This window comes from Tenuibacillus multivorans, from assembly GCF_900103915.1.
Taxonomy (GTDB): domain Bacteria; phylum Bacillota; class Bacilli; order Bacillales; family Alkalibacillaceae; genus Tenuibacillus; species Tenuibacillus multivorans.
The window spans coordinates 98094-122396 of sequence record NZ_FNIG01000008.1; the positions used below are offsets into that span (position 1 = coordinate 98094).

Below are 24303 nucleotides of genomic sequence, written 5' to 3' on the forward strand. Positions count from 1 at the left end.
GTTATTATAAAATCATTGGTATTAAGGAGGACATGATAAATGGAAATGTCTAAAAACTATAAAACGGTCCACACACATCGCTTTATACAATTACTTTCAACTCATAGAGAGCTTATTTTTTCAATTTTAGGTGGGTTATTAGTCGTTGCCGCTTATATAAGTGAATCATCACATATTGGATTTCTATCGGCCGTTCTATATATCGCGGCCTATATGATTGGTGGATACTATAAAGCGAAAGAAGGTATTCAAGATCTCATTTATGATCGAAGCCTAAACGTTGAAATTCTCATGATTATAGCAGCTATCGGGGCAGCCTCTATCGGATATTGGCAAGAAGGCGCGATTTTAATCTTTATCTTCTCACTAAGCGGAGCTCTAGAGACTTATTCATTACAAAAAAGTGAAAAAGATTTATCCAAATTAGTTGAATTAGCACCTGTTGAAGCACATTTATTAAATGATGATGAATCGATCACAACTGTTCCGGTCAATCAACTGAACATCGGGGATCGAATTTTAATCCGAAACGGTGAAAGGACCCCAGCAGATGGCAAGGTCTTAAATGGTGTTACCGCTATTGATGAATCAGCGATAACAGGTGAATCCTTACCCGTGGATAAGCAGCGTGGAGACGACGTATTTAACGGAACAATAAATGGTAGTGGGTCCATCGTTGTTGAAGTGACCAAGAAAAATGAAGATTCCCTCTTTCAAAAGATGATTCAGCTCGTTGAGGATGCCAAAAATAATCGTCCTCCAAGTCAGCAGTTAATTGAAAAAATTGAAGGCCCATATGTTATCACTGTTCTGGCTGTGGTTGCGCTAATGCTTGTTATTCCCCCATTTGCTTTTAGCTGGAATTTTGACGAAACGTTTTATCGAGCTATGGTATTACTGGTTGTCGCTTCACCATGTGCTGTCGTTGCATCGATTATGCCAGCTCTACTTTCAGCGATTAGTAACGGAGCTCGTAACGGTGTTTTACTAAAAGGCGGCCATGACTTAGAGCAATTATCTAAGATGAAAACCATTGCTTTTGATAAAACGGGAACGATTACGAAAGGGCAACCCGAAGTAACAGATGTCTATACGGTAAAGCAAGATGATGAAGAAGTGTTAAAACACCTTATAGCAATCGAACAACAGTCTAGTCACCCACTGGCTCAAGCGATTGTCGATTACGGTAAATCACATGATCTAAAAACAGACCATAAAGTAACTTCAATAGAGGATATTCCAGGACACGGTGTTAAAGCAATCATTGACCAAGATACTTGGTATGTGGGGAATCAACGTTTACTAGATAGTCAGTCTGTTCAAATACCTGAGCATTTCCATAAACAACGTGGCATGTTACAAGACGAAGGTAAAACTATCATCTACACGGTGAAGAATAATGTGTTGATTGGTATGTTAGCTGTAAAAGACCAAATTCGTCCCGAAGCCAAACAACTCATTGAAACGTTAAATAACCGTGGTGTAAAAACGATTATAATTACCGGTGATAACGAAAAAACAGCTACTGCTATTAGTCATGAAGCTGGTTTAACAGAATGGATTTCAGAGTGCTTACCTGAACAAAAAGTCCATGAAATTGAAAAATTAAAAGATAAGTATGGATCTGTCACAATGGTCGGTGATGGGGTCAACGATGCTCCTGCCATGGCCAAATCAGATATCGGAATTGCTATGGGGAATGGTACCGATGTTGCAATCGAAACATCCGATATGGTTCTCATGAATAGTGAACTCGAAAAAATCTCACAATCTTTTAAGCTATCGACAAGACTTAATCGAATCATTAAACAAAATCTAATATTTTCAATTGCCGTTATCATACTATTGATTGCGGCCAACTTCTCACAAAACCTTACACTACCAATTGGGGTAGTAGGTCACGAAGGAAGTACGATACTCGTAATTCTGAATGGTTTAAGACTTTTGAAAGAATAGTTTAAATCCCTTAATTCAAAAGCTCTATTAACGAAAAAAATAGAACTTCCAATTATATGGAAGTTCTATTTTTATTTGAGATTATTCATCTAAAGCCCACGTTACTAAAAATGAATTCTAATATATTTTTCCCCATTGAATGACGCTGATTCCCCATTAATGTATGCTAATTCCCCAATCAACTAGGCTGAGTGCCCAATGAAAGGCTCTGATTCCCCAATAAACGTGTTTTTTTGCCCATTAGCTGCTCTGAATACCCCATTTCGTTATCAGAAATCCCCAATGAACGACTTCAATATCCAACATTTGAAAAAAAAGCTTGCAGAAAAACTTCAAGTTTTCCTGCAAGCTCCATTGCACTATTTTTCCTGATTCTCATCTTCATGTAATCGGTCTAACACAAGCTCGTAAGCGTCATTCCCATAATTCAAGCAACGCTTCACGCGTGAAATCGTTGCTGTTGAGGCACTCGTCTCTTCTTCGATTCGATGATACGTATGACCTTCGCGTAGCATACGTGCAACGTCTAGGCGTTGAGCTAAGGCTTGGATTTCATTAACGGTTGCGACATCGTCGAAAAACCGATAGCATTCTTCTACATCTTTTAATGTTAGGATTGCCTCAAATAATTGATCTAACTCTCTTCCACGCAATTTATCAATTTGCATGTGCTTAAGCCTCCTTATTATTCAAATGTAACCGCTTGTTCAATCCCTGGTGATAGTGGGATAACATTAATCCATGTCTTTCCTGGGGCTAATTTGGCAATTTCGCCATCAATAAACGGTTTCATTAAGCCATCAACATTTCGCCATTCAATCGGTTTAATTTTTCCTTTCTGAACTAAATAACCATTACCTCCTGATTCTAAATCAATAAAGCGTCTTAACTGATCATCAATGACGCGGTGTTCTGTTTCATAGATTAAAATATTGGATACTTGCATCGGTTCTTCCGTGTTAAGGTCAGCTGTTTTTTCACCGTCACTGTATCTCGTATAGACTTCATTTTCAGGGTCATACGTATAGGATACGTGTAAATTATCAAAGTAATTAATATTGACTTGGTGAGCCTCTTCACCTTCAATGTTTTCAAGCTCTTCATCAGTCATGAAATCCCAAGATTCATGTTCCATTTCTCTATCTAAATTATTTCTAGCTGCCACTTCATAAGCGTTTGGAAGTAAAGCATATGAATTATGTGGTGCTCGTCGGAATGATTCACGTTTGAATAAAAATTGATCATTATCGTAATACATTCCGTTTAAATTATCAACCCAACCGGCACGCAGATCTACTTCTAAAAAGGCTGCTGCGCCATGATACACATATAAAGCATTATGAGCCTTGGCTGTTTCAATGTAATATTCCCTTGCACTACGAACTGGTCCCACAACGTCAGGAATGTCACTATGATACAAGGCTAAAAAGCGCGAAATTGGACCTTCAGCTAAAAATTCATAGACCATATCAGCTTTAACGAGTCCTGTTTGTGGACGGGCTCGATTATGGTTATTTATCATAACCGCAAGCACGCGGTTGGTTGGTTTTTCATCTGTCCCTATTCCTGTTAGAGGGTACGTGAATTCAGGCTCTGGCTCCTCTTCCGGCTCTTCAAGCTCTTCTGGTTCACTTTCTTCCGCTTCAGGATTAGTTACCGGTTCAGTTTCCTGATCTTCTACTGGCTCCTCTTGGCCTTCCTCACTACAGGCAGCCAATAATAAGACTAAAAATGCTATCATGATTGTGATAAATTTTCTCATATTCCACATCCTCTTCTGTCTAGTCTGTTTCTATTTTAGCAGGTAAGAAAGTATAAATTTTAACTTACCTGCATAAGTGCAACTACGTCTCTGACTTCGCCTAAAAGGCTCGTCAATCGACGAGTTTTCTTTAACGCATGATAGCCGGAAAAAGTATTTCTTTTTTTATAACATCCATGATACCGACTGGCGTAATTCGAATGTAAGGTAAGTGTGTTGACGATAAGAATAATAACGTATAGACAGGGTCACTGTGCGAATAACCAAAGTCTTGGAGTAATTTCTTTAATTCTCTCTCTTTTTCAATTAACTCCTCCATTGGTATATTCGTCATCACACCTCTGATTGGAAGTGGTAATTCAAAGATCACTTCACCTGCATGGGCAATCACGATGCCACCACCTATTTCCTTCATTCGATCAAAAGCTAATTTCATATCTCGTTTACTTTTTCCAACTAAAATAATATCTCCCGTGTTGGAGTAAGAGCTTACTAACCCGCCTAGTCGTTTTGTAAACCCTTTTAAATAAGTTGATACGCGCCATTCACCATCACGATCGATTAGCATCACATAAGCTTCATCCTCTGATCGTGCCAAAACATTTTTGTCCGCTTCAGAACGAATCGGATAGGGTTTCATAATGACATCATTCACCATTTCCATTCCAACTGGCATTGAAAAACGCAATTCATCAGGGTCTAGCTCCCAATCAATCTCCATTTTGGTTAATTGGAATTTTTCCCAATCCATCTCATAAGGCTGACCGACATATTCATGATCTTTAACGATCCATTCTCCTTTGGCCAATACGGAGGCTGGTGTTGGGTCTTCCTTAGAATGTAAAAAATTAATATGTGCGACTCGTCCGGGGGCAATGCTGCCGAGACGGTTATCTAAAGAAAAATATTTAGCTGGATTAATCGTCGCCATCGAATAAGCATCCTCTAACGGAACACCTTCTTCAATGGCAATTTGAATACATTCATTAATAATACCTTTATCATAAAACGACGGCGTCGAACCATCTGTCGTATAAAGGACATAGTCCCAAACATTAAGTTCTAGTTCGTTAAGATCCTGAAGTACCTTTCTTAAGTCTGGTCGAATAGACGATTGACGAATCGCCGCATAATATCCAAGCTCAAGCCTACGGTACAGTTCTTCACCTGAAATGGATTCATGATCCCCATCAGCTCCCAATAATTTCATTTTCGTTAATGTTTTTTTAGAAGCACCAGGGAAATGACCTTCAACGACTTTGCGTAGACGCTTCGTTTCTTGCATCCAGTACAATCCACGTTCGTCTTCACGTAAAATATCCGGCCAGTTCGTAAGCTCGCCACCTTGAATGACCGCTTCATGATTTAGCCATTTTAATACATCTTCATCATCTAAAAACTCTACTTCCTCTCTTAGCTCTGATTGCGAGCTAAAGCGCGCCCACCAAAACAACGACACTGGCATGTTTTGTAACTCATCCAGTAGAGAAAACGCTTTCTTATCATCCAATAATAATAGCCACATCAGATTATCATTGACTAATGTAGACGTTCCTGTTTTCAGTGCATATTCCGCTAAAGAATGGGGATTATATAACTGAAATGGATGCGAATGTGGTTCGATATAGCCTGGGACTAAATATCGTCCCTTACAGTTGATCACTTCCGTTTTAGGTGACATTTTTTCTGGTAATTCTTCACCAACATAAACGATGCGATCTTCATAAATCCATATATTCGCCGTCATCCATTTTTTAAGAAAAACGTTTAAGTATGTTGCTTGCTTGAGAATTTTTGTTGGCGCCAGATGGCCGTCTACAACGGCAACATGCTCTCTTAGCTGTCGATTTCGCCATCTGTACAGATGTTCGTTCATCAATATCCCCCGTTTCAAACTATCATTACTTAGATTTTAATACATTAAAACTGTGAAGGGAAGGGGTAAAATGGGAAAACAAAACATTGGGACCATTAATGCTTTAACTCGAATTACGTGTGGCTTATTTTTTATCGTCTTTGGGACAGTTCGACTCATTAAGCGTCCATGGAACCAAAGCTACTGGACCATTGTATTATTATCAGCCATGAAAGTTGGCGAAGGTATTGTTCGATACTGCCCAGTTACAGACGCGGTTCAACAAAGAATGAACCAAGACGAGCATTCCTCCCAACACGATTCCGATGCAATTAATCCGAGTTAAGCCAAACTGTCAGATTTGATCTGACAGTTTTTTTATTTATCCAAAGGTACCGCTTCAAAGATAATCTCTTGTCTAACGGGCTCAGGGTCCTGATTATTTTGCTCCTTAAATACCGGTTTCTCAATTCGTTTAACCGGCATATATCCGTCCTTTTTGATTTGATCAACGCATTCATTTACCGATGAAAAATCACTCACTCTGTATCTTTTCTTCTTCACGTTTTAATCGTCTCCCCTTCACTTTCTTAACCCAGAAACCACCAAAAATTTGCCGTGGTTCATAAGCGATGATAAAGGCCTTAGGGTCAATGTCTTTAATCGTTTCATATAGCATAAACTCATATCGACGCGGTGTTAAAACTTGAATAACTAATCGGTCCCCTTCCATACCATAAGCAAACCAACTGGTCACCCCATAGCCTTTTTCCCTTAATGATTCCGTAAATGGAATATCTGGATTAGAAGATACCACATTAACCGTAATATAACCAATCGCAAGCTTTTCTTCAATCTTCATCCCAGAGATCACCCCTAACCCAAAACCTAAAGCATAAGCAATTAAGTTTTGGATTTGATCAAGGTTTTCTAAAACTAATCCAAGACCTAGCGTATAGGCTGTTATTTCAAATACTCCAACAGATGCAGCGAGATATCTTTTTCCTTTTAACGTAAAAATCATTCGAACCGTTAATAAAGATACATAGACAATATTTACACTTAAAATAATCACAAGCATGACGATGCCATTTTCAAGCATATCTGACATCTCCTTCCTCTCCAAATCAATTCATATATCAAGTCATACACCCATTGCATATGCTAAAACAAAACATTAAGTAGGTGATAAACATGAATTCATTCAAGCATATGCATGAATGGCGTGACAATATTGATCGATTTTTTGGAGAATCATTTTGGAATGAATTTGAAGGTATTCTAAAACCGAATATCCCGTACGTCAATATATATCGCAAAGATTATGAAATTTTATGTGTCATTAACATTCCCGGAATTCGGCAAATCAAACAAATTGACTGCCAAGTAGATGGCTATAATATTCAAATCGAAGGGGACATAACCATTCCAGCTTCAGGTTATGAATTAATTGAAGAAGAAATAGTACAAGGGAGCTTCAACCGAACGATTGAGCTCCCTTATAGAGTAAGAGATGACAAGGTCAATGCCCGTTATGAACATGGACTCGTCTGGATTCATTTATACAAAGACGTTCAAGACAATAAAAAGTCACGGTCCATCTCGATTAAGGATGGCGATAAATAACTTACGCTAAAAAGATAAAGTATAGAATGAATATCACAAATAAGCCATACATGATCGGATGAATTTCTTTACCGCGGCCTTTAACGATCATGGTAATGGGATAAAAGATAAATCCGACTGCTATACCTGTAGCGATACTATACGTCAGTGGCATCGCAATGACAGTTAAAAATGCAGGTACAGCGATTTCGAGCTTATCCCAATCCACTTCTTTTAAGTTAGCTGCCATTAAAATTCCGACAATGATTAAGGCCGGAGCTGTCACTTCGGAGGTTACAACACTTAATAATGGTGAAAAGAATAAAGCTAATAAGAATAAACCAGCTGTCACAACGGAAGCAAACCCTGTACGACCACCGGCACCGACACCTGTAGTGGATTCTATAAATGACGTTGTCGTTGACGTCCCTAAAACGGAACCCGCTACCGTAGCTGTTGAGTCAGAGAATAATGCGCGACTAGCACGTGGCAGCTTATCATTCTTCATTAAGCCACCCTGTGTTGCCACTGCGACTAATGTGCCGGCTGTATCAAAGAAGTCAACAAATAAGAACGTCATAATCACAACAAGCATCTCAAGCGTGAAAATTTCACCAAAATGATCAAGCGCCACACCAAATGTTGGTTCTAAGCTTGGAACAGATCCTACAACATCATTCACGCCTGATGGTGGGTCGATTAATCCAACGACCATACCCGCAATAGCCGTGACGATCATGCCATAAAAAACGCCACCCTTAAAGCCTTTAACTAATAAAATAACCGTCACAAACACACCGAAAATGGCTAATAAAGTTGTCGGTTCTGTAAGATCACCTAATGCCAAAAAGGTATCCGGGTTAGCCTCGATAATTCCCACGTTTGTAAGACCGATAAATGCAATATAAATTCCAATACCAGCCCCAACAGCTAGTTTTAAGTTTTTAGGAATCGCATTAATGACGCGTTCGCGAATACCAGTGAGTGTTAACACGATGAAAATTAGTCCTGAAGCAAGCACACCCGCTAAGGCTGTCTCCCATGGAATACCATAGCCTAATACAACCGTATAAGCAAAAAACGCATTTAAGCCCATACCCGGCGCTAATGCAATCGGATATTTAGCTAATAGCCCCATAATTAAAGTCCCGATGGCAGCGGCTAAAGCTGTTGCAGTAAAGATAGCGCCTTTATCCATTCTAGTAACTCCCTCGGGTAGATCGATACCATCAAGTGAAAGCACACTAGGGTTTACAAACAAAATATATGCCATCGCTAGGAAAGTCGTAATCCCAGCGATCGTCTCACGGCGATAGTTCGTACCGTGTTGATCGAACTTGAAGTAATTTTTCATTATGGTTTCCTCCCCTAGAAACACCAAAAAAACAAAAAACTCTTGGTTTTCACCAAGAGTTTTACGAGGAAAATTGCATTAAAGACAGTCGCCTATTATAAACATGACGACATCATCTATATGCGCAATCCCCGTAGTCGAACCATTTACGGTGGTCCGGTAGAAACTCTTAGGCCATATCCCTAATATTATACGAGGTGTTTCATTTTTTATTTTTTACAATTATACTTTACACGCCTTTACAAAATTCGTCAACCCAATAAATTTTCTACGACTCGATTCCAAAGCCTATAAATCTCATGATGATTACGATCTAACGGTTCATCACGATAAACCGTACGTTCATAATAACGCGTTAAGGCTGACATATCAGAGTGACCATACCAACGGTCAACTTTTTGTGCGTATTCATTTAACGTCTGACCCTCTTCAAGCGCCAGGCCTTGATTTGCTAATAATTTCAAAATAAATTGATAACCATCTGTAAACGTAGCGACATCTCGATTATGAGCCATTTGTTTCTTTTTCCACTTCCCAAGAATGGCGTACCGTTTTTTCATGACCAACCAGAAGATTAAACCGAGTAGCACGACAGCTACTCCGATTAACAGATATTTCGTCGGATTAGATAAGGAGAAGAAAGCTCCGGCTTGGTTTTCCTCCTCATCTTCACTGTCATCTGAATCTTCTTCTTGTAAATCAGGCTGTTCTGTTGGTTCTGGCGTTTGGTAATCCTGTTCACGCTCTAAAATATCATTAATATCTTCACCTGAAACAAAATTACTTGGGTTACTAAAACCAACCGTAGGCTCGAATGGTACCCAACCTACATTCGGAAAATAAACCTCAACCCATGAGTGAGCATTATTATTTTGAATTTCATACTCGGGTTGACTGCCTTCAAACATATCCTCGCCAACGACTCGTTCGCCACCTGTAAAGCCTTTTACCCATCTAGCTGGGATATCAATAGCTCTTAGCATAACGACCATCGATGTTGAGAAGTTATCACAATAACCGACTTGGCTTTCAAATAAAAATTGATCAACATAATCCTCATCATCGTCAGGCACAGGAACATCCTGTGTTTCATAGCGAAAGCCCTCTCGAGTAAAGTAATCCTCTATCGCCTTTGCCTTATCGTAACGATTATCTTCATCAGCTACGACCTCTTCAGCTAAATTTACCACTCTGTCAGGTAATGTATCTGGCAATTGAAGGTAATCAGCTAAATGGTCTTGATTTTGCCCCCCTGTAATTTTCCTCATTTCATTAATGGGGTAAAACGGTCTTAAAACCTCTAACTGATATTCATCAGGTAATCTATTTTCATCATCAACTATTGAAAACACTTCACCTGTAGCCGTATTATAATTCACCGTCATATTGTCTTGATTAGAAAGGATTTGCTCCGTTCCATACATATAAACTAATTTATTTAATAAACCCGGTTCTTCAAACTGGATATGGGCTTGATCTTCATTTAATTCAACGATATCACGATATTCCTGCAAGCCATGAACATCTCCAGAGGAATTCGTAAACTCACCTTCATCACTTCTTACCCAACCTTTTCCGGTATAGGTATCCTTCGTCTCGACCTTCCAATATTGCGACTTCGGTGCCTGTGCATAAAACACAGTCGTATCATCCATCACAAAGCCACCGCCAAGGCGCTGGTCATTTTCACCATAACCGATTTTCTGAACGCTACCACCCGGCCCTTCGCCACCAATTCCATTTTCCGCTGCACTCTGAAGAAATGGAACTGGATCTGGCCAAATCGGATCATATTTCGGTGCGGCATAACCGATGACCGTACTAAACCCAATCACAACCAATAAAGGCGCAACCCATTTCACTAACGTTTTCATAGGTGGTGTACGGAGTTTTTCCTTTTCAACCATATGCTGAAGATGAGCTATGCCAAGCAATGCGACACCTATCACAAACGCTCGCAAAATAGCGTTCGTCGCATCAAAGGTTGTAAACGTATCAAGCACGGTTAAATAAATAAACGTAAATAACGTAAATGAGAACGGCTTCTTCCGTACAGCAAACCAGTAATATAATAAATAACTCATCATCCATAAGAGAATGAGGAATAAAAAGGTTCTAAAGCTCGATGATAATTGAAACCAATCCTGTGAAAAAACAGCGGACAGATTCACCTGAATATCCGCGAATAATTGCGCAAACCATTCTCTAGAAAGGAATGGTTCATTAAAGAAAATTTGATGAAGGACAAATAACATCCCTAAAAATTTTAACGGTGATACAATCCACCATGGTAGATAAGATGCCGATAAAATAAAGCATAAAATGATATACAAGAAAAAGGCTGACGTATGACCTGTATCCGTAACTTGAGCCAGTGGATAAATCCACTCAAGAAGTAGAATTAATCCACCAAAATACAAGACTAGCGATATGATTTGATTTTCTTTCTTGACGTCTCGCATCAGGTATTCACCTCTATCGATTTCCGTGTCAATCTATCTTCATGGAGCCAAGTTACGATTATGCCATGTTGATCAAGCTGATCGAACGAAGACCTTAGCTCACTCGTCATCTCATGCTTACCTTTAATAAAAATCAAGCTAATTTTAGCATCCTGTTGATTAATCTGTAAAAGCGATCGGAATAATCGTTGGTCGATATGATGTGTTATGACAACTAGATTACGATCATTCGAAATTAACGTTCCTTCTTTTAATAGTTTTAAAGAAAAAGGCGCTTCTTCTTCAACCAACTGAATTTCTGAGAGGAAGCGCGTTAACTGATCTAATTGGCGTCTCCCTTGATCTAATTTCACTTCCCTACGTTGATTGCCAATCGCAACGAAGGACACGCGACCATGGTCACCAATAGAATGTCGTGCAATCGAGTTAGCTACTTCAACACATGCTTCAAACGCTAGCCAATCCTTTTCATCTTGATTGATTACATTTAACACAATCGCTAAATCCTTATGCTTCTCCTGTTCAAACTCCTTTGTGACAAGCTTTTGCTTTTTAGCTGTCGTTTTCCAATCTAACCAAGAAACACGATCACCTGGCGCATAATCTCTTACACCCGAAACTAAATTCGTATGATTGGCTTTGATCGAATAAGCACTTTGTTCGCCTTCTTCAAAATGTGCTATTTCTGAATTTATATTTAAATTAATTTCCCTTGGTTCAACTAAAAGATCCATTGGAACGGAGTAGACCTTCTCTTTTTTTACAAGTCCAAGGAAATCACCTGTTAAGATTTTAACATTTTCAAGATGGTGCTTCCCCCTTGGAATTGAAGGAACTTCATAGGAGTAAACCACACGTCTTCTAAACCGCGGAAATAAAATCGTTTTATTCATTTTACGGTTTAACAAAGATTCAGGCTTCCGTAAATATTGGTATTTAAAATGCCGCGTATCACTGTAATTAATGCTTCTCGGTAATTGATCCTCGACAATAATAAATAATATCGGAAACGGGATTGGACTTTTGATCGTTAAATTGACATTTAACGTCTGCCCAGCCTGCATGTGTTTTCTTGATACGTGACGTTCAACTTTCAATAACGACAACGGGTAAAATATCATTAAAAATGAATAAAGCAATATCGGCACAAAACCAAAGAATAAAAACCAGCTCACAAATCCACCTTGAAACATTGCATACGAAAATAATGCCCCAAGTAACAGCAATACTAGGATAAAACGGATAATCGTTCCTATTGGTTTTAACATATTAACCTCGTTCAATCGGTACAATTGTTTTTTTGACAATGTCATTAAGAATGGACGCTGGTGTTTTCCCTTCGAATTTGGCCTCGGAAGAAATAATCACCCGGTGACCTAATACGTGTGAAGTTAAATGCTTAATATCATCTGGTAAAACATAGTCACGCTTTTGAATAAAGGCATAGGCTTTTGCCGCTTTCATCATAGAAATAGATGCACGCGGACTGGCTCCGAGTTCAAGTAATGGATGCGTTCTAGTGCCATTCACAATGTAAACAATATATTTTTTAATCGCATCACTAACATAAACATCCTTAACTTCCTCTTGAAGCTGGATGAGATCTTCCTTCTGCATCACAGCATCTAAACGATCAATCGGATGTACAGACGACGTCCGATCAAGCATTTGAATTTCCTCATCCTTCGTTGGATACCCAAGACTTAACTTTAGTAGAAAACGATCCAACTGGGCTTCAGGTAATGGATAAGTCCCCTCATACTCAATCGGGTTTTGTGTCGCCATCACAAAAAAAGGACGCTTTAATTCCATTGTAGTCCCATCAACCGTAATATTTCTTTCCTCCATACTTTCTAGTAAGGCGGATTGTGTTTTCGGCGAAGTACGATTAATCTCATCGGCTAATACAATGTTTCCTAAAATCGGACCTGGACGAAACTCAAAATTCATCTCTTTCTGATTATAAATGGAAACACCTGTCACATCAGATGGTAACAAATCAGGTGTGAATTGAATTCGTTTAAATTCCAAGTCAAATGACTTTGCCAACGCCCGAACAAGCATTGTTTTACCTACACCAGGTACATCCTCAAGTAAAACATGCCCCTCAGCAAGTAAAGCTAATAGACTTAATTCAATGGCCTCACGATTTCCGACCATAACTTTTTCCATATTATCTAACAACTGTTCAACCTTTGATTGTTGAGCTGTCATCTGTTGTGTCATCCCTTCTACCTCCTATTACTAACTTCTATCTCTCTAAACAAAGAAATCTAACTTGCTTAGAATATGCACCCAGCATTTGGGTTACTTTAACAAACAAAATCTTACATTTTGCCTAACTCTATCATACTATAAAAGTTTAACTAATTGTCAGAAAAATTATACTATCAATCTTTATCTTTCTGTGATTTTTCTTGTAATCTTTTCATATTCTCACGATAGTTCCGACACTTTTCTTTAAAGCAGGTCGGACGAAAATCCTTGGGTAGTCGGTCCTTAAATTTTTCATAACAAAAACACTTCTCCATGTTATTCCCCTTCAACTTATGCTTAACTCTATGATAACATTAATATATTTTGATTCGTTTGTAAAAAATAGGATTTCAGTTGATGTTTTCTGAAGTTTCAGAAAGTTATTTGATGAAATTGAGCATATGCCTGATTTACAGAAAAAAGTGATGTACTTCACTTATTAGTTTTTGCTATGGGGCAGATAGTGGACTTTTTATGGTTTGAGGGTTAAATCAGAGCTTGCGGAATAAGACACTCCCGTTATCCTTAAAAACTAATGCTCGAATTTTATATTCCCGTTTATTTTAATGGTAAACATGGACAGCTTTACTTGTAACCTTTTAATTTGTTGAGTTTGTGGCTTTTGTTGATTGTGTTGAATATAATGGGGTATAATAATAAAGAAAGGAGTTAATCACAGTTAATAAATAATTAGATTCTCCACAATGAAATGTGTCAGACATTGAAAAAAGCAGATTCTTCCTTTAACCGGTTTTCATTTAAACCACTAGCGGCATCTTCAAAAATATGATTAATTTTGTAATTATTGGAAACAGAATATTCTGCTAGACGTTCTTTCATGCGCTAACAATACAGCATCTTCCGCATACCGTTTATTCACCTTAAATGGGTTAGGTTGTAAGATTATTATTCTTGAAAAAAAAGTATAAATGGAGAGCAAGAACTAGTTGAGGACTTAATCAAAGGCAGCGTAAGTATCTAGGAATGTTGCTTCATAACATAAACAATTTTAAAGACATCCATTTATGGTCATTATGGAATGTCGTTCATAAAACCTTATGGTTAGACCAACATCAAATGAAACTGAAGGAGGTGTAACCTGGGGCTAAAATCTACTTTACTTGCGGTAGCTGATCTACGGAAGAAATGGTTTTATCGCAAGCAGCCGTCCCTAACAGGGAACCGTAGATTGTCTTGTACAGTAGGTACATGACAGAGGGTGAGAACCCTCTTCTAACGGAATGGAGTAAGAATCTTCACGGTATGTCACGTTTTCTTGGTTCAGTGGCGATTTAGATTTTTATAGATTTTAGTAACCAGGTAATCACTTGATTGATATGCAAAAGCATGATCAAGATAAATTGTGGGAAAGTGTACTAACTCTAGCAGATATTGATGTCGACCAGGCAAAAGCCGTCTTTAAAGTCGTTATTGAAAGGTTTTTGCATAAAGTTGGTATGTTTACACCACTTGTATCAAAAATCCCTCTATCACTTCCTAGTTCAGAAAAAGCTCATGTACTAAGAAAACTTGAAAACGAAATGTTAGAAATATTAAGTCATAACGATAAAGATAAAAAGTATGAACTGTTGGTTGAATATATCGATAACATTAGTGATTTATCTGAAGAAGATTCGTTACTTATTCGAAGAAAAATTTTAGCATCCATTCTCAGTGAAAAGATAGAAAATAGACAATCTATTGAAATAAACGAAATAACTCCTGAATATCAAATTAAACAAGAGAAGACAACTTCATTCTATACACCAAAAGAAGTATCAAAAAAAATGGGATTAAGTGACCAAACAATTCGTCGTATGTGTGAGAAAGGTAAGTTTCCTGGTGCCTATCAAACAGGTGGTGGACATTGGAAAATACCGCATAATGCCTTTATTACAACACCAGAACAAGACCAAAAGGCTGACGAACTTTTCGAACAAATTAATGCTATCAACGAGAAAGCAGGGGACGCTGATGAATTTGATCTATGATGCCTCGAATCCTCCAAAGATTTTCGTTGATACAACTATACTATGTGGCGCTTTACGTGTTGATGGGATTAATCGTGCTCTTTTAAAAGCAGCTCGGTTCCCCCATCTTTATAAACCAATTATTTCTAGAGTTTGTCTATTTGAATTTGTCCGAAATGCTTCAAAAGGCCTCGGTAAGAATCGTAATAAGGTTTTTTACACACCTCAACAGATTGAAAAGTTTATCGATCACTTTTTAGATCCCATTTTCAAGTATTACATGGGCTTACCAGTGAATAGTTTAATTGGAAGATATAGTGTCGAAACTATAATTAATAAACATCGCCCCATTGGAGATGTATTGATAGAATTAAGTGCCTGTGTTCGTGAGACCGCTCTTGAAATCGCGGCGTCACAAGATATGTCTGTACCACTACGTGAATTTGATCAAAATGATTTTCATGTTTGGATTACAGCAATTCAAGAAGAAGTGACTACATATTAACAACGAACCATCATCGCTTTCCATCCGAAATTGGCCGAATCAAACGTATCTTATTTGAACAATTATTGAATTATTAGTCCTTACCAAATGCAATTTATATCCACTGTTTTTAAATTTAACTAAGGGGAAAGAAAAATATAAACCACTGAATATTACAATTGAAATGCACCCATTATAGTAATATTATCAAAAAAATATGTCATTAAAGACATAAAACCATCCCCTATACATTCTAAAGGATGGATAACAAATAATTAATTCGTTTTTCCATATTTTTATATTGTCTTCGAAGACGAAAATACATCACATAAGAACACTGTTCCTGCTACATTATGTAACAAAGAAAGAGTTCTATCATTTTGAGTGTTCATCGAGAAACAGAATTAATGTTTCTTGTAATGTATTTATTTCTTCATGAATTCTATCATGCTTTGGAGTGTTTGAAATCTCAAAGATCTCAAGTAATTGTTGTTGACTGAGCCATTGTGTCAAAAATATACAAAAATGGGCAGCGTCAGCTTTAGACAAATCAGTACTAACGCCATTCTGTGCAGCAGTGTCTAGAAAATAGCCAAGCTGTTCCATTGAGAAAATCGCTGGTGATACAAGACTTAGTGAATCAATATTTTTAGGGATTTCACCTAATGCTGTTCCATAAACTATACGTAAATTGTTTAAATTAGTTCTCATTTTATTTTGAATACGTCTGTCCTTGAGACTAGATTTAGGATTGTTATTAGAAAAAATCCTAAAAAATAACTGTGACTGACTTCGAATCGTTTTAGACATTAAATGGGGTAATCGACTTGAAGCGGATTGCCTTCATTATTGATTCAAATTCTCGGTTTTACACTTTTATTTTTCAATCGGTAGGGATTGATCTGCCGTCCATTCTGACATTGAACCATCGTAGACAGAAACATTTTTTTGTCCTAATTTGTTCAATAACAAGGCGTTCCAAGTTGCCGCGATTCCACCACCACAATATGTGATGATCAATAAAACTATTAAGTATTTGGTATTGAGGATAAAAATCTTTAACTTCTTGAAATTCTCTATGTAATTCTATAATTTTTTAGAAAGTATATCATAGTTTTTAGAAAATTTCATTTATTTTTACAAATTAAGGATTCTGTTTTAACGAGGTGACCTATGTACAATAGAAGAAATATTAATATCCTAATTACTGATAATGCAATATCTATCTTTTCATCAACTTTTGGGACTTTTTTAATTTCATGGATATTATATGAACTAACAGGATCAAAATTTGCTATGGGTGGACTATGGTTATTAACTATAACTACTCAAATTTTAATACAATTTATATGTGCACCCTATATGGATAAATGGCCAAAGATTAAAGTTATGATATTATCAGAATCCTTTAGATTAATTGCATTCACCTTATTATTATTCAACTTCTTTTTTGGGTGGAATGATATATTTATATTTTATTCTGCCGTATTACTTAATTCAGTTACTTTATTTGAACCTGCTTTAAATTCAATCATTCCGTCTATAGTAAATGAAGGAAAACTTGTAATGATTAACTCTAAAATAGCAAGTATTAATCAATTAGTTAGATTTATAGCCTATCCACTTGCTGGTGTAATAATTGGTATTATAGGAACCAATAATTCAATCGTTTTATTAGTCATAATTTCCTTGATTTCAATAACACTACTAATGCAATTTAAATATGAAATTGTTTCAGGACAATTAAAAGAAAAGTGGTGGAATCAATTTAAAAAAGGTTTGGACGTGTATAAACATAATAAAATCCTTATATTTATGGGGGTACTTATAGCTGTAACTAATTTTGGTGTTTTTGCGACCATTTCAATGCACGTACCTTATGTAAATGAGATCTTGAATGGCGGTTCATTTGAATATGGATTATTTGCAGGATCCTTCCCTCTTGGTTATATAGTAATGTCTTTTATAATAGGAAAAGTTAATGAACCGAAATATAAGTTATCTTTTATGATGTTAGCACTGTTTATTGGTGGCTTAACATTCTTAGGACTTGGATACACAAATATTTTGGGAGTTGCAATTTTATTGGAATTTATTGCAGGATGTGCAATGCCAATGTGGAACATTTATAGCACAACAATATACCAAAAATTAGCGCCTGAAAACTATCGTGGACAAGTTTTTACAGTTAGATCAATAATAGCAACAGCGGCTACACCATTTGGTATAATTTACGGGTCAATAATATCTTCTTTGATTGGATTACCATTTATGTATATCAGTATTGGGATTCTTACCTGTTTTACTTCCTTACTGGGTATTATAATTCTTTCATATAAAATGAAAAATAAATCTAACATAAAATATGAGGTGGGGTAACATGGAAGTTTCATTAAAAAACAATATTCAAGAAGAAAAGAAAATTATACAGGAAAAAATAAGCTATCACATCTATGAGATTTTAAAATTAATAGGAGAAGATCCTGAACGAGAAGGGTTATTAGATACACCTAATAGAGTTGCAAAGATGTATTTAGATATATTTAGCGGGATAAATTTAGACCCTAAATTAGAACTTAACACATTATTTGAAGAAAAGTCTAATGACTGGATAATTATTAATGACATTACGTTTTATAGTACCTGTGAACATCATTTAGTAACATTCTATGGAAAGTGTCATATAGGGTATATACCAAATGAAAAGATTGCTGGTCTTAGCAAATTTGCAAGATTAGTCGATGTTTTATCTAAAAAACCTCAAGTTCAAGAAAGACTAACAAATGAAATCGCAGATTGCATTGATGAAGTACTTAAGCCTAAAGGAATAATAGTAAAAGTTGAAGCAGAGCACTTATGTATGTGTGCAAGAGGTGTAAAAAAGCCAGGAAGTAACACTATAACACAAACAAAAAAGGGCGATCTTAACCAAAGGGAAATTTACAATTTTTTACAATTAATAAATTAGTAAAATTGTACATACCTTTTAATCGCGAAGGGATTGTAAAAAGGCTCGTTAGTTCTATCAATCAAATTAATAGATGGGTAGATGTTGTGTTTCCTGAACTTAGAAAAGTGTTTAAGGACATCAAAGGTAAAGGGGCAATCGCTACTCTTCGATTATTCCCAACACCAGTAGAACTATTTAATAAAATTAAAATTCTTCTTAAAAAGATACTGTATTGTCTCCTCCTACCCATTAACAAGCCCTTTTATGAGTCTTGTAACTAGTATTGCTGAAGAACATCCTTGAGAGAGTTAACGAATATCTAAAAAAGGTGCTCTTATAACCATGCTTTTCTTAAAAGATTTACACCAAGTTCGATTTCATCATAAGAAAGACCGCTAAACCCTAATTTAATCATTGGCCGATCCGGATGGTTTTTTATGAAATAAATCGAAGTTGGTCGAACTTTAACACCATAAAGAAAAGCCCGCTCGATTAGCCATTCTTCTGAATGCCCAAGATATACCTTAATTAAAACGTACAAACCGGACTGTTCGCCAATAATGGATATACTTTGCCCAAAATATTTTTTTAATAAGGATACGAGGTATTCCATTTTTCGTTTATAAACAAGGCGCATTCGCTTAATGTGCCGATTCCATTCCCCATTTTCCATAAATTTAGCCATTGTAAATTGACTAAAAAGTGAAGTTGAGCTTTCGAAATTCAGGAACTGATTTTTATAACGGTTTATAAGCTGCTTGGGTAACACCATATAGCTTAAACGTAGTCCTGGAAGAAAAGACTTTGAAAAATTACCCAGATAAATGACTCTTGTTGAATCAATAGAAGCGAGCGCTGGAAACGGCCGTTGCATATATCGGAATTCACTATCATAATCGTCTTCAATAATGTATCCCTGTACCTTGTTTGCCCAGTGAATGAGCGTTTGTCGTTGTTGAATGGACATGCTTACACCGTACGGACTGTGATGAGAAGGTGTTACATAAATTAAAGCTGAATCCATTTGTTCAAGTTGCGAAAGATCTGCACCTGTTGCATATACCGGTAAATATTCAAGTGAAAAATGATGGAATTGAAAAGCTTCCCTTGCACCATCGAACCCTGGATCTTCTACGATAATACCTGAATAATCTTCCTTTAGTATATGTCCAAGATTGATAAGCATTTGTTGTGTACTGCTACCGATCATAATGGCATCCGCATCTGTTCTTACTCCCCGTGACTGGAGTAAGTATGCAGCAATTTGTTCGCGCAGACTCACCTCTCCAAAGGGCTCTCCATACCGAAAGCTCTCAGGTAACGTTAAGACCTCATTCGCTATTCGCCTCCATATTTTCAAGGGGAAATGGGATTGATCAACAGCATCTGTCCGAAAATCGACACGAACCGACTCTTTCTTTCTCGCCCTCTTTTTATTAGGGAGGATTGGTGATTCCTGGTATAAAGATGGTTCTAATGGATTGACAAAATATCCTTTTCTCCCTTCCCCGCGAATATAACCCTCTGCTACAAGCTGATTATATGCCATTAGGGTTGTATTACGGCTTACTTGAAGAGACTCAGCAAGTTGCCGAATGGAGGGTAGCTGTTCATCAGCTTTCACATTGCCTTGTTCAATAAATAATTTGAACTGCTCGTAGATTTGTTTGTATTTGGGAGAGCTATCGTTTAAGGCAAAAAGATAATTTTTCATATGCAATTTCTCCTGACATGCTTTTTTATTTTATATTGTATCTTTTTAAATGTCAGTTTATATCATAATATATTTTATATGAACGATAAAATATTTCAAACACAAAAATAGATAAGGAGTGATGATGATCTATATTCCAAAGCAATTTGAAGTCAAAGATGAAGAAGTGATTTATGAGATTATGGAGGAAAACAGCTTCGCTACGCTATTCTCCCAACATCAAGGTCATCCGTATGCAACCCACCTTCCTTTGATTTTAGATAAAGAAAAAAGATATTTGTACGGCCACTTTGCAAAACCGAATACGCAGTGGAAAGATATAGAGGGACAGGAGGTACTTGCCATTTTTCAGGGACCGCATTGTTATATCTCGTCTTCCTGGTATGAAACAAATCAAGCTGTTCCGACATGGAATTACGTAACAGCTCATGTATTCGGAAAGCTTGAGATCATAGACGGGAAAGAAATGATGGATTCCCTTCATCAAATGGTGTTGAAATATGAAGGTCCAAATAGTTCATATCAATGGGACCAATTAGATGCTCATTTTTTAGAAGGGCAAGCAAAAGGCATTGTTGGATTTAAAATCAAGATCGATAATATCGAAGGAAAGGCAAAGTTGAGTCAAAATCATTCCCCTGAGCGATTAAAGCTTGTTATTTCACAACTTGAACAATCCACAAGTAAAGATGAGAGGGAAATTGCTTCTCAGATGAAAACAATTCTTAGAAAGATAGATTAAAGGAATAAATGTACTCTTTGATGAACAAAACTTATTAAAATATCTCAATTGAAGCAAATAAAGCTCATGGATAACACATCATAACAATAATCTTGAAAGCGAGGAATATGTATGCGTTTTGAAACAAAAGCCATTCACTCCGGGCGTTCGATTGACAAATCAACGAGCTCGGTCACCATGCCAATCCATCTCTCTACGACATTCGAAAGATCTCCAGATGGTTCATATCCAAATGAATTCGAATATAGCCGTGAAAGTAATCCCAATCGTCGTGCTCTGGAAGATTGCCTCACATCGCTCGAGGATGGGTATGATTGCGTCACTTTCGCATCAGGGATGGCAGCCATTACTTCATTAATCGAGGCACTTCCTTCGGATAAACCACGTCGGGTTATTATGCCAAACGATATGTATTTTGGTATTCGTTCCCTTCTTTCGGAAACGGATATTGGATCAAAGTTTGACATTGTGATTGTTGACATGACAGACCTTGATGAGGTTGAGAAAGTGATAAAACGTGCGCCTACCGGGCTGGTTTGGATTGAGACACCTTCTAATCCACTTCTGAAAGTTACCGATATTGAAGCAGTGGCACAGATAGCGCAAGAGGTCGGTGCGTACACCGTTGTTGACAATACGTGGGCTACTCCAGTTCTACAGCGCCCACTCAACTTTGGAGTTGATTTCTCACTCCATGCTGTGACCAAATATATCGGAGGACATAGTGATTTAATGATTGGTGCAGCTATCACAAAATCCGATAGCCCCATGTTGGCCAATCTCCGGGCTTGGCAGCATTCAAAAGGTGCTGTGCCTTCTCCATTCGAATGCTGGCTTGCTCTACGCGGCGTTCAAACGCTTGCCCAGCGTATGGAGACTCACTGTTCAAATACATCGGCAATGGCTGATTTTTTGAAACATCACCCGAATATCGAAGCCGTTCATTATCCCGGCCTTGCTGAACATCCGGGACATGATATTGCATCTCGGCAAATGAGTTCATTCGGCGGTATGTTGTCCTTTCAGGTAAAAGGCGGTCAGGATGAGGCAATGGCTGTTGCTGCAAAGGTGCAATTGATTACCCGTGCTACAAGTCTGGGGGGAACACATAGCCTCATTGAGCACCGTGCTTCAGTTGAAGGAAGCACAACAATGGCTCCATCCAATCTATTACGTGTATCGATTGGGCTCGAACATGTGGATGATCTCAAAGAAGATTTATTACAGGCACTGGAATAAGTAAAATAAAATTACATTCAGAGGGGATAATTCTTATTCGCCTCTGAATGCTAGTTGAAGAAATATTCCCTGACTTTTGGGAAAAGGTTCTATTTATATTTAACATTAGAACATTTATCCAACAATATGGCCCGATTGCGGAAGACTTAACTCCGATAAATTAAACTTCTTTAATTAAAGTACATTCTTTAATAAACAAAATATTATGTTGCACAGTCTATTTGTACTGTGCAGTACTGTGCAGCAAATGAATCTGTTGTTTTTTGTCTTCTTTTTCCAGAAGGCCAGTCAAAGTTAAAATCAATGCAAAGAAGACCAAAAGTATATACCTCTCCTGGTCTTTTGGTTATTAAATCAAAAATCTATACTGGGTGACCTTTACTGAATATTCCAAAATTCACTTTGAAAGTATGAGTTTCCCATGATTTTTATTGTTAGTTGGATCATTAAAGTAATAGCCAGTCATTGAGTCGTCGATTATTTGTAAACGTCCATAGCCACGGTGATTGCTCATGCCCTTCTTATAATGTTCAGGATCTTTATCATTGTAATAGGAATAAAACAAATTTATCCCTCCACCGTCATTAACTTTTAATGATGCTGTGTAACTAGATGACTTAGAATAGTTAAACTTTCCTCTTATGCAAACCTTGGACCACGTTTGTTCAATAATCAACACAGCTGGAAAGCTCTCTTGAAAATCATAATAAGAAGAACTAAATTCTCCTTTCCAAGTGCCGTTTAAGTTTGGTGTTTGAACTAAACCAATCTTTTTAAGTAATTTCCATTTCCAAATAAACTTATCAAATAGAGAATATAAAATACCAAACAAACCCATAGCTGCTATTGATACCGTAAATTCTATGAAAGGAATAGTAAGTATTATTGCATTTATGAAAGAACTTACTAGACCCGAAATTATGATAGATATTGCTGCCAATCCAAAGAAAATTTTATTACGTTCTATATCAATACTATATTCATGCATCTTTACCACTCATTCCAAAGCGTAATAGCTTGATTTATAAATGTGCGTGCATCATCTTCATTCCATTGTTCTTGACTATTGCCAAACAGGTAAATCTGTTCATTCTGACATATAAATTGTGACATGGACTCACGGTTATCTTGTAGCCATTTTAGAACGTTATAAACTCTTGTCGCGATGCTTGGCTCATCATAACAATGATCAGATACATTGTATAATAAATTCTCTACAAAATAAGATGGAACTTGTTCTTTATTAATCATATCTTTTTCAATCAATTTCTTTTTAAAGTTTTTAAATATCCTTATTGTAGGTTTATATCTCATACTAACCCGCTGATTTTTAGTAGCTCCTTTTGAAAAGTGTTCTTTTGGATAATTAACTACACTACGTTTTTCAGTTGTAGTATAGAATTTTATCCCTGGTATATATTCTCTTTCTTCGGCACTTTCCCCAAAGGATGTGTACTTTCGATATTCAAAACAAGGAACAACATCAGCTTCATAGGTGCCATCATCTATTTTTATTGATTTATTACCTACCTCCACATTATGTACGCCAAAGGAGTCTTCAAGTGTTTCGATTACTTCGCTCTTATAATCCTCCCAAGTATAAGTGGCCTCACTAAATGCTCTCTCATAAATTGCTTTTTCAAGTGTATCTAAATCCGAAACATCACTAAAGAAAGTTGCGTCACTTTGAACTACAACATCAACATCACTGTTTCCATATATGTTTGTACTATTTCTATATGATCCCTGAAGATAAATTTCTAGTTGATTTTTTCGCTGAACCTTTGACTGAGATCCAGTTAGCTTTCTTTCTATTTTTTCTCTTAAACTTTTCGGTGTTTGTGTAGCCCCTTGATTCGACCAGGTTTCTAATGTTGATGCAGGTATAGCCATAGCTCTCCCCCTCACTATTTTTTAATATTCGTAGTATTCAATTCAATAATATAACTATATC

The 24303-nt window shown here is 37.0% G+C and carries 23 protein-coding genes, 2 pseudogenes and 1 riboswitch; of the genes and pseudogenes, 10 read left to right on the forward strand and 15 right to left on the reverse strand.

What is annotated here, in order from left to right; translation table 11 throughout:
- The first annotated feature begins 39 nt into the window (after positions 1-39).
- A complete protein-coding gene (locus BLP77_RS12230; RefSeq protein ID WP_093857420.1) occupies positions 40-1956 on the forward strand; it encodes a heavy metal translocating P-type ATPase in 1917 nt (638 codons plus the stop codon).
- Between the two features lie 359 nt (positions 1957-2315).
- Here BLP77_RS12230 and BLP77_RS12235 read toward each other — a convergent pair whose 3' ends face one another.
- The 3 genes from BLP77_RS12235 to BLP77_RS12245 form a co-directional block, all read right to left on the reverse strand.
- Positions 2316-2624: a YerC/YecD family TrpR-related protein gene (locus BLP77_RS12235; protein WP_093857421.1), complete on the reverse strand. Its 309-nt coding sequence runs from the start codon at positions 2622-2624 to the stop codon at positions 2316-2318.
- 17 nt (positions 2625-2641) lie between these two features.
- Positions 2642-3718: a DUF3048 domain-containing protein gene (locus tag BLP77_RS12240; protein ID WP_093857422.1), complete on the reverse strand. Its 1077-nt coding sequence runs from the start codon at positions 3716-3718 to the stop codon at positions 2642-2644.
- Positions 3719-3848: 130 nt separating this feature from the next.
- On the reverse strand, positions 3849-5594 hold the full coding sequence (locus tag BLP77_RS12245) for an adenine deaminase C-terminal domain-containing protein (RefSeq protein ID WP_093857423.1): 1746 nt from the start codon (positions 5592-5594) through the stop codon (positions 3849-3851).
- A gap of 70 nt (positions 5595-5664) precedes the next feature.
- Between BLP77_RS12245 and BLP77_RS12250 the strand changes: the two genes are divergently transcribed.
- Positions 5665-5919, forward strand: a complete 255-nt coding sequence (locus BLP77_RS12250; RefSeq protein ID WP_093857424.1) for a YgaP family membrane protein — start codon at positions 5665-5667, stop codon at positions 5917-5919.
- A gap of 32 nt (positions 5920-5951) precedes the next feature.
- Here BLP77_RS12250 and BLP77_RS12255 read toward each other — a convergent pair whose 3' ends face one another.
- Positions 5952-6137: an NETI motif-containing protein gene (locus tag BLP77_RS12255; protein WP_245686876.1), complete on the reverse strand. Its 186-nt coding sequence runs from the start codon at positions 6135-6137 to the stop codon at positions 5952-5954.
- Positions 6109-6675 carry a DUF2179 domain-containing protein gene (locus tag BLP77_RS12260; protein WP_093857426.1) on the reverse strand — a complete coding sequence of 189 codons (567 nt, stop codon included), beginning with the start codon at positions 6673-6675 and terminating at the stop codon, positions 6109-6111. The genes BLP77_RS12255 and BLP77_RS12260 overlap by 29 nt, the downstream gene beginning before the upstream one ends.
- A gap of 92 nt (positions 6676-6767) precedes the next feature.
- On the opposite strand from BLP77_RS12260, the gene BLP77_RS12265 reads away from it, so the two are divergent.
- Positions 6768-7199, forward strand: coding sequence for an Hsp20/alpha crystallin family protein (locus BLP77_RS12265; RefSeq protein ID WP_093857427.1), 432 nt, complete (start codon positions 6768-6770; stop codon positions 7197-7199).
- 1 nt (position 7200) lies between these two features.
- Here BLP77_RS12265 and BLP77_RS12270 read toward each other — a convergent pair whose 3' ends face one another.
- From BLP77_RS12270 to BLP77_RS16160, 5 genes are all read right to left on the reverse strand, one after another.
- Positions 7201-8532, reverse strand: a complete 1332-nt coding sequence (locus tag BLP77_RS12270; protein WP_176753067.1) for an NCS2 family permease — start codon at positions 8530-8532, stop codon at positions 7201-7203.
- Positions 8533-8646: 114 nt separating this feature from the next.
- Positions 8647-8748: riboswitch (purine riboswitch) on the reverse strand.
- A gap of 35 nt (positions 8749-8783) precedes the next feature.
- Positions 8784-10994 (reverse strand): transglutaminase TgpA family protein, encoded by a 2211-nt coding sequence (locus tag BLP77_RS12275; RefSeq protein WP_093857428.1) that lies wholly within the window; start codon positions 10992-10994, stop codon positions 8784-8786.
- A complete protein-coding gene (locus BLP77_RS12280) occupies positions 10994-12262 on the reverse strand; it encodes a DUF58 domain-containing protein (protein WP_176753068.1) in 1269 nt (422 codons plus the stop codon). Before BLP77_RS12280 ends, BLP77_RS12275 begins: the two co-directional genes overlap by 1 nt.
- 1 nt (position 12263) lies before the next feature.
- Positions 12264-13220 (reverse strand): AAA family ATPase, encoded by a 957-nt coding sequence (locus BLP77_RS12285; protein WP_093857430.1) that lies wholly within the window; start codon positions 13218-13220, stop codon positions 12264-12266.
- 744 nt (positions 13221-13964) lie between these two features.
- On the reverse strand, positions 13965-14090 hold the full coding sequence (locus BLP77_RS16160; RefSeq protein WP_261753343.1) for a hypothetical protein: 126 nt from the start codon (positions 14088-14090) through the stop codon (positions 13965-13967).
- A 497-nt stretch (positions 14091-14587) separates the two neighbouring features.
- On the opposite strand from BLP77_RS16160, the gene BLP77_RS12290 reads away from it, so the two are divergent.
- Both BLP77_RS12290 and BLP77_RS12295 read left to right on the forward strand, forming a co-directional pair.
- A complete protein-coding gene (locus tag BLP77_RS12290; protein WP_245686881.1) occupies positions 14588-15241 on the forward strand; it encodes a helix-turn-helix transcriptional regulator in 654 nt (217 codons plus the stop codon).
- Complete coding sequence (locus BLP77_RS12295; RefSeq protein ID WP_245686877.1) at positions 15225-15725, forward strand: PIN domain-containing protein; 501 nt, start codon at positions 15225-15227, stop codon at positions 15723-15725. Before BLP77_RS12290 ends, BLP77_RS12295 begins: the two co-directional genes overlap by 17 nt.
- Positions 15726-16079: 354 nt before the next feature.
- On the opposite strand, the gene BLP77_RS12300 is transcribed toward BLP77_RS12295, so the two are convergent.
- Together BLP77_RS12300 and BLP77_RS12305 are read right to left on the reverse strand one after the other, a co-directional pair.
- Entirely contained in the window at positions 16080-16514 is a 435-nt protein-coding gene (locus tag BLP77_RS12300) for a hypothetical protein (RefSeq protein WP_093857432.1), read from the reverse strand.
- A 66-nt stretch (positions 16515-16580) separates the two neighbouring features.
- Positions 16581-16721 (reverse strand): annotated as a pseudogene (locus tag BLP77_RS12305) (rhodanese-like domain-containing protein); the annotation flags it as partial.
- Positions 16722-16877: 156 nt separating this feature from the next.
- On the opposite strand from BLP77_RS12305, the gene BLP77_RS12310 reads away from it, so the two are divergent.
- The 3 genes and pseudogenes from BLP77_RS12310 to BLP77_RS16055 form a co-directional block, all read left to right on the forward strand.
- Positions 16878-18083, forward strand: coding sequence for an MFS transporter (locus BLP77_RS12310; RefSeq protein ID WP_093857433.1), 1206 nt, complete (start codon positions 16878-16880; stop codon positions 18081-18083).
- Between the two features lies 1 nt (position 18084).
- Positions 18085-18672, forward strand: a complete 588-nt coding sequence (gene folE / locus BLP77_RS12315) for a GTP cyclohydrolase I FolE (RefSeq protein WP_093857434.1) — start codon at positions 18085-18087, stop codon at positions 18670-18672.
- Positions 18673-18692: 20 nt separating this feature from the next.
- Positions 18693-18848 (forward strand): annotated as a pseudogene (locus tag BLP77_RS16055) (IS110 family RNA-guided transposase); the annotation flags it as partial.
- Positions 18849-18988: 140 nt separating this feature from the next.
- On the opposite strand, the gene pdxR reads toward BLP77_RS16055, so the two are convergent.
- Entirely contained in the window at positions 18989-20368 is a 1380-nt protein-coding gene (pdxR, locus tag BLP77_RS12325) for a MocR-like pyridoxine biosynthesis transcription factor PdxR (RefSeq protein ID WP_093857436.1), read from the reverse strand.
- Between the two features lie 127 nt (positions 20369-20495).
- On the opposite strand from pdxR, the gene BLP77_RS12330 reads away from it, so the two are divergent.
- Entirely contained in the window at positions 20496-21110 is a 615-nt protein-coding gene (locus BLP77_RS12330; protein ID WP_093857462.1) for an FMN-binding negative transcriptional regulator, read from the forward strand.
- 111 nt (positions 21111-21221) lie between these two features.
- Positions 21222-22349 (forward strand): trans-sulfuration enzyme family protein, encoded by a 1128-nt coding sequence (locus tag BLP77_RS12335; RefSeq protein ID WP_093857437.1) that lies wholly within the window; start codon positions 21222-21224, stop codon positions 22347-22349.
- A 397-nt stretch (positions 22350-22746) separates the two neighbouring features.
- Here the strand turns inward: BLP77_RS12335 and BLP77_RS12340 are convergent, their stop codons facing one another.
- Positions 22747-23337 (reverse strand): Cap15 family cyclic dinucleotide receptor domain-containing protein, encoded by a 591-nt coding sequence (locus tag BLP77_RS12340; protein ID WP_093857438.1) that lies wholly within the window; start codon positions 23335-23337, stop codon positions 22747-22749.
- A gap of 2 nt (positions 23338-23339) precedes the next feature.
- Entirely contained in the window at positions 23340-24242 is a 903-nt protein-coding gene (locus tag BLP77_RS12345) for a nucleotidyltransferase domain-containing protein (protein ID WP_093857439.1), read from the reverse strand.
- Between the last annotated feature and the right edge of the window lie 61 nt (positions 24243-24303).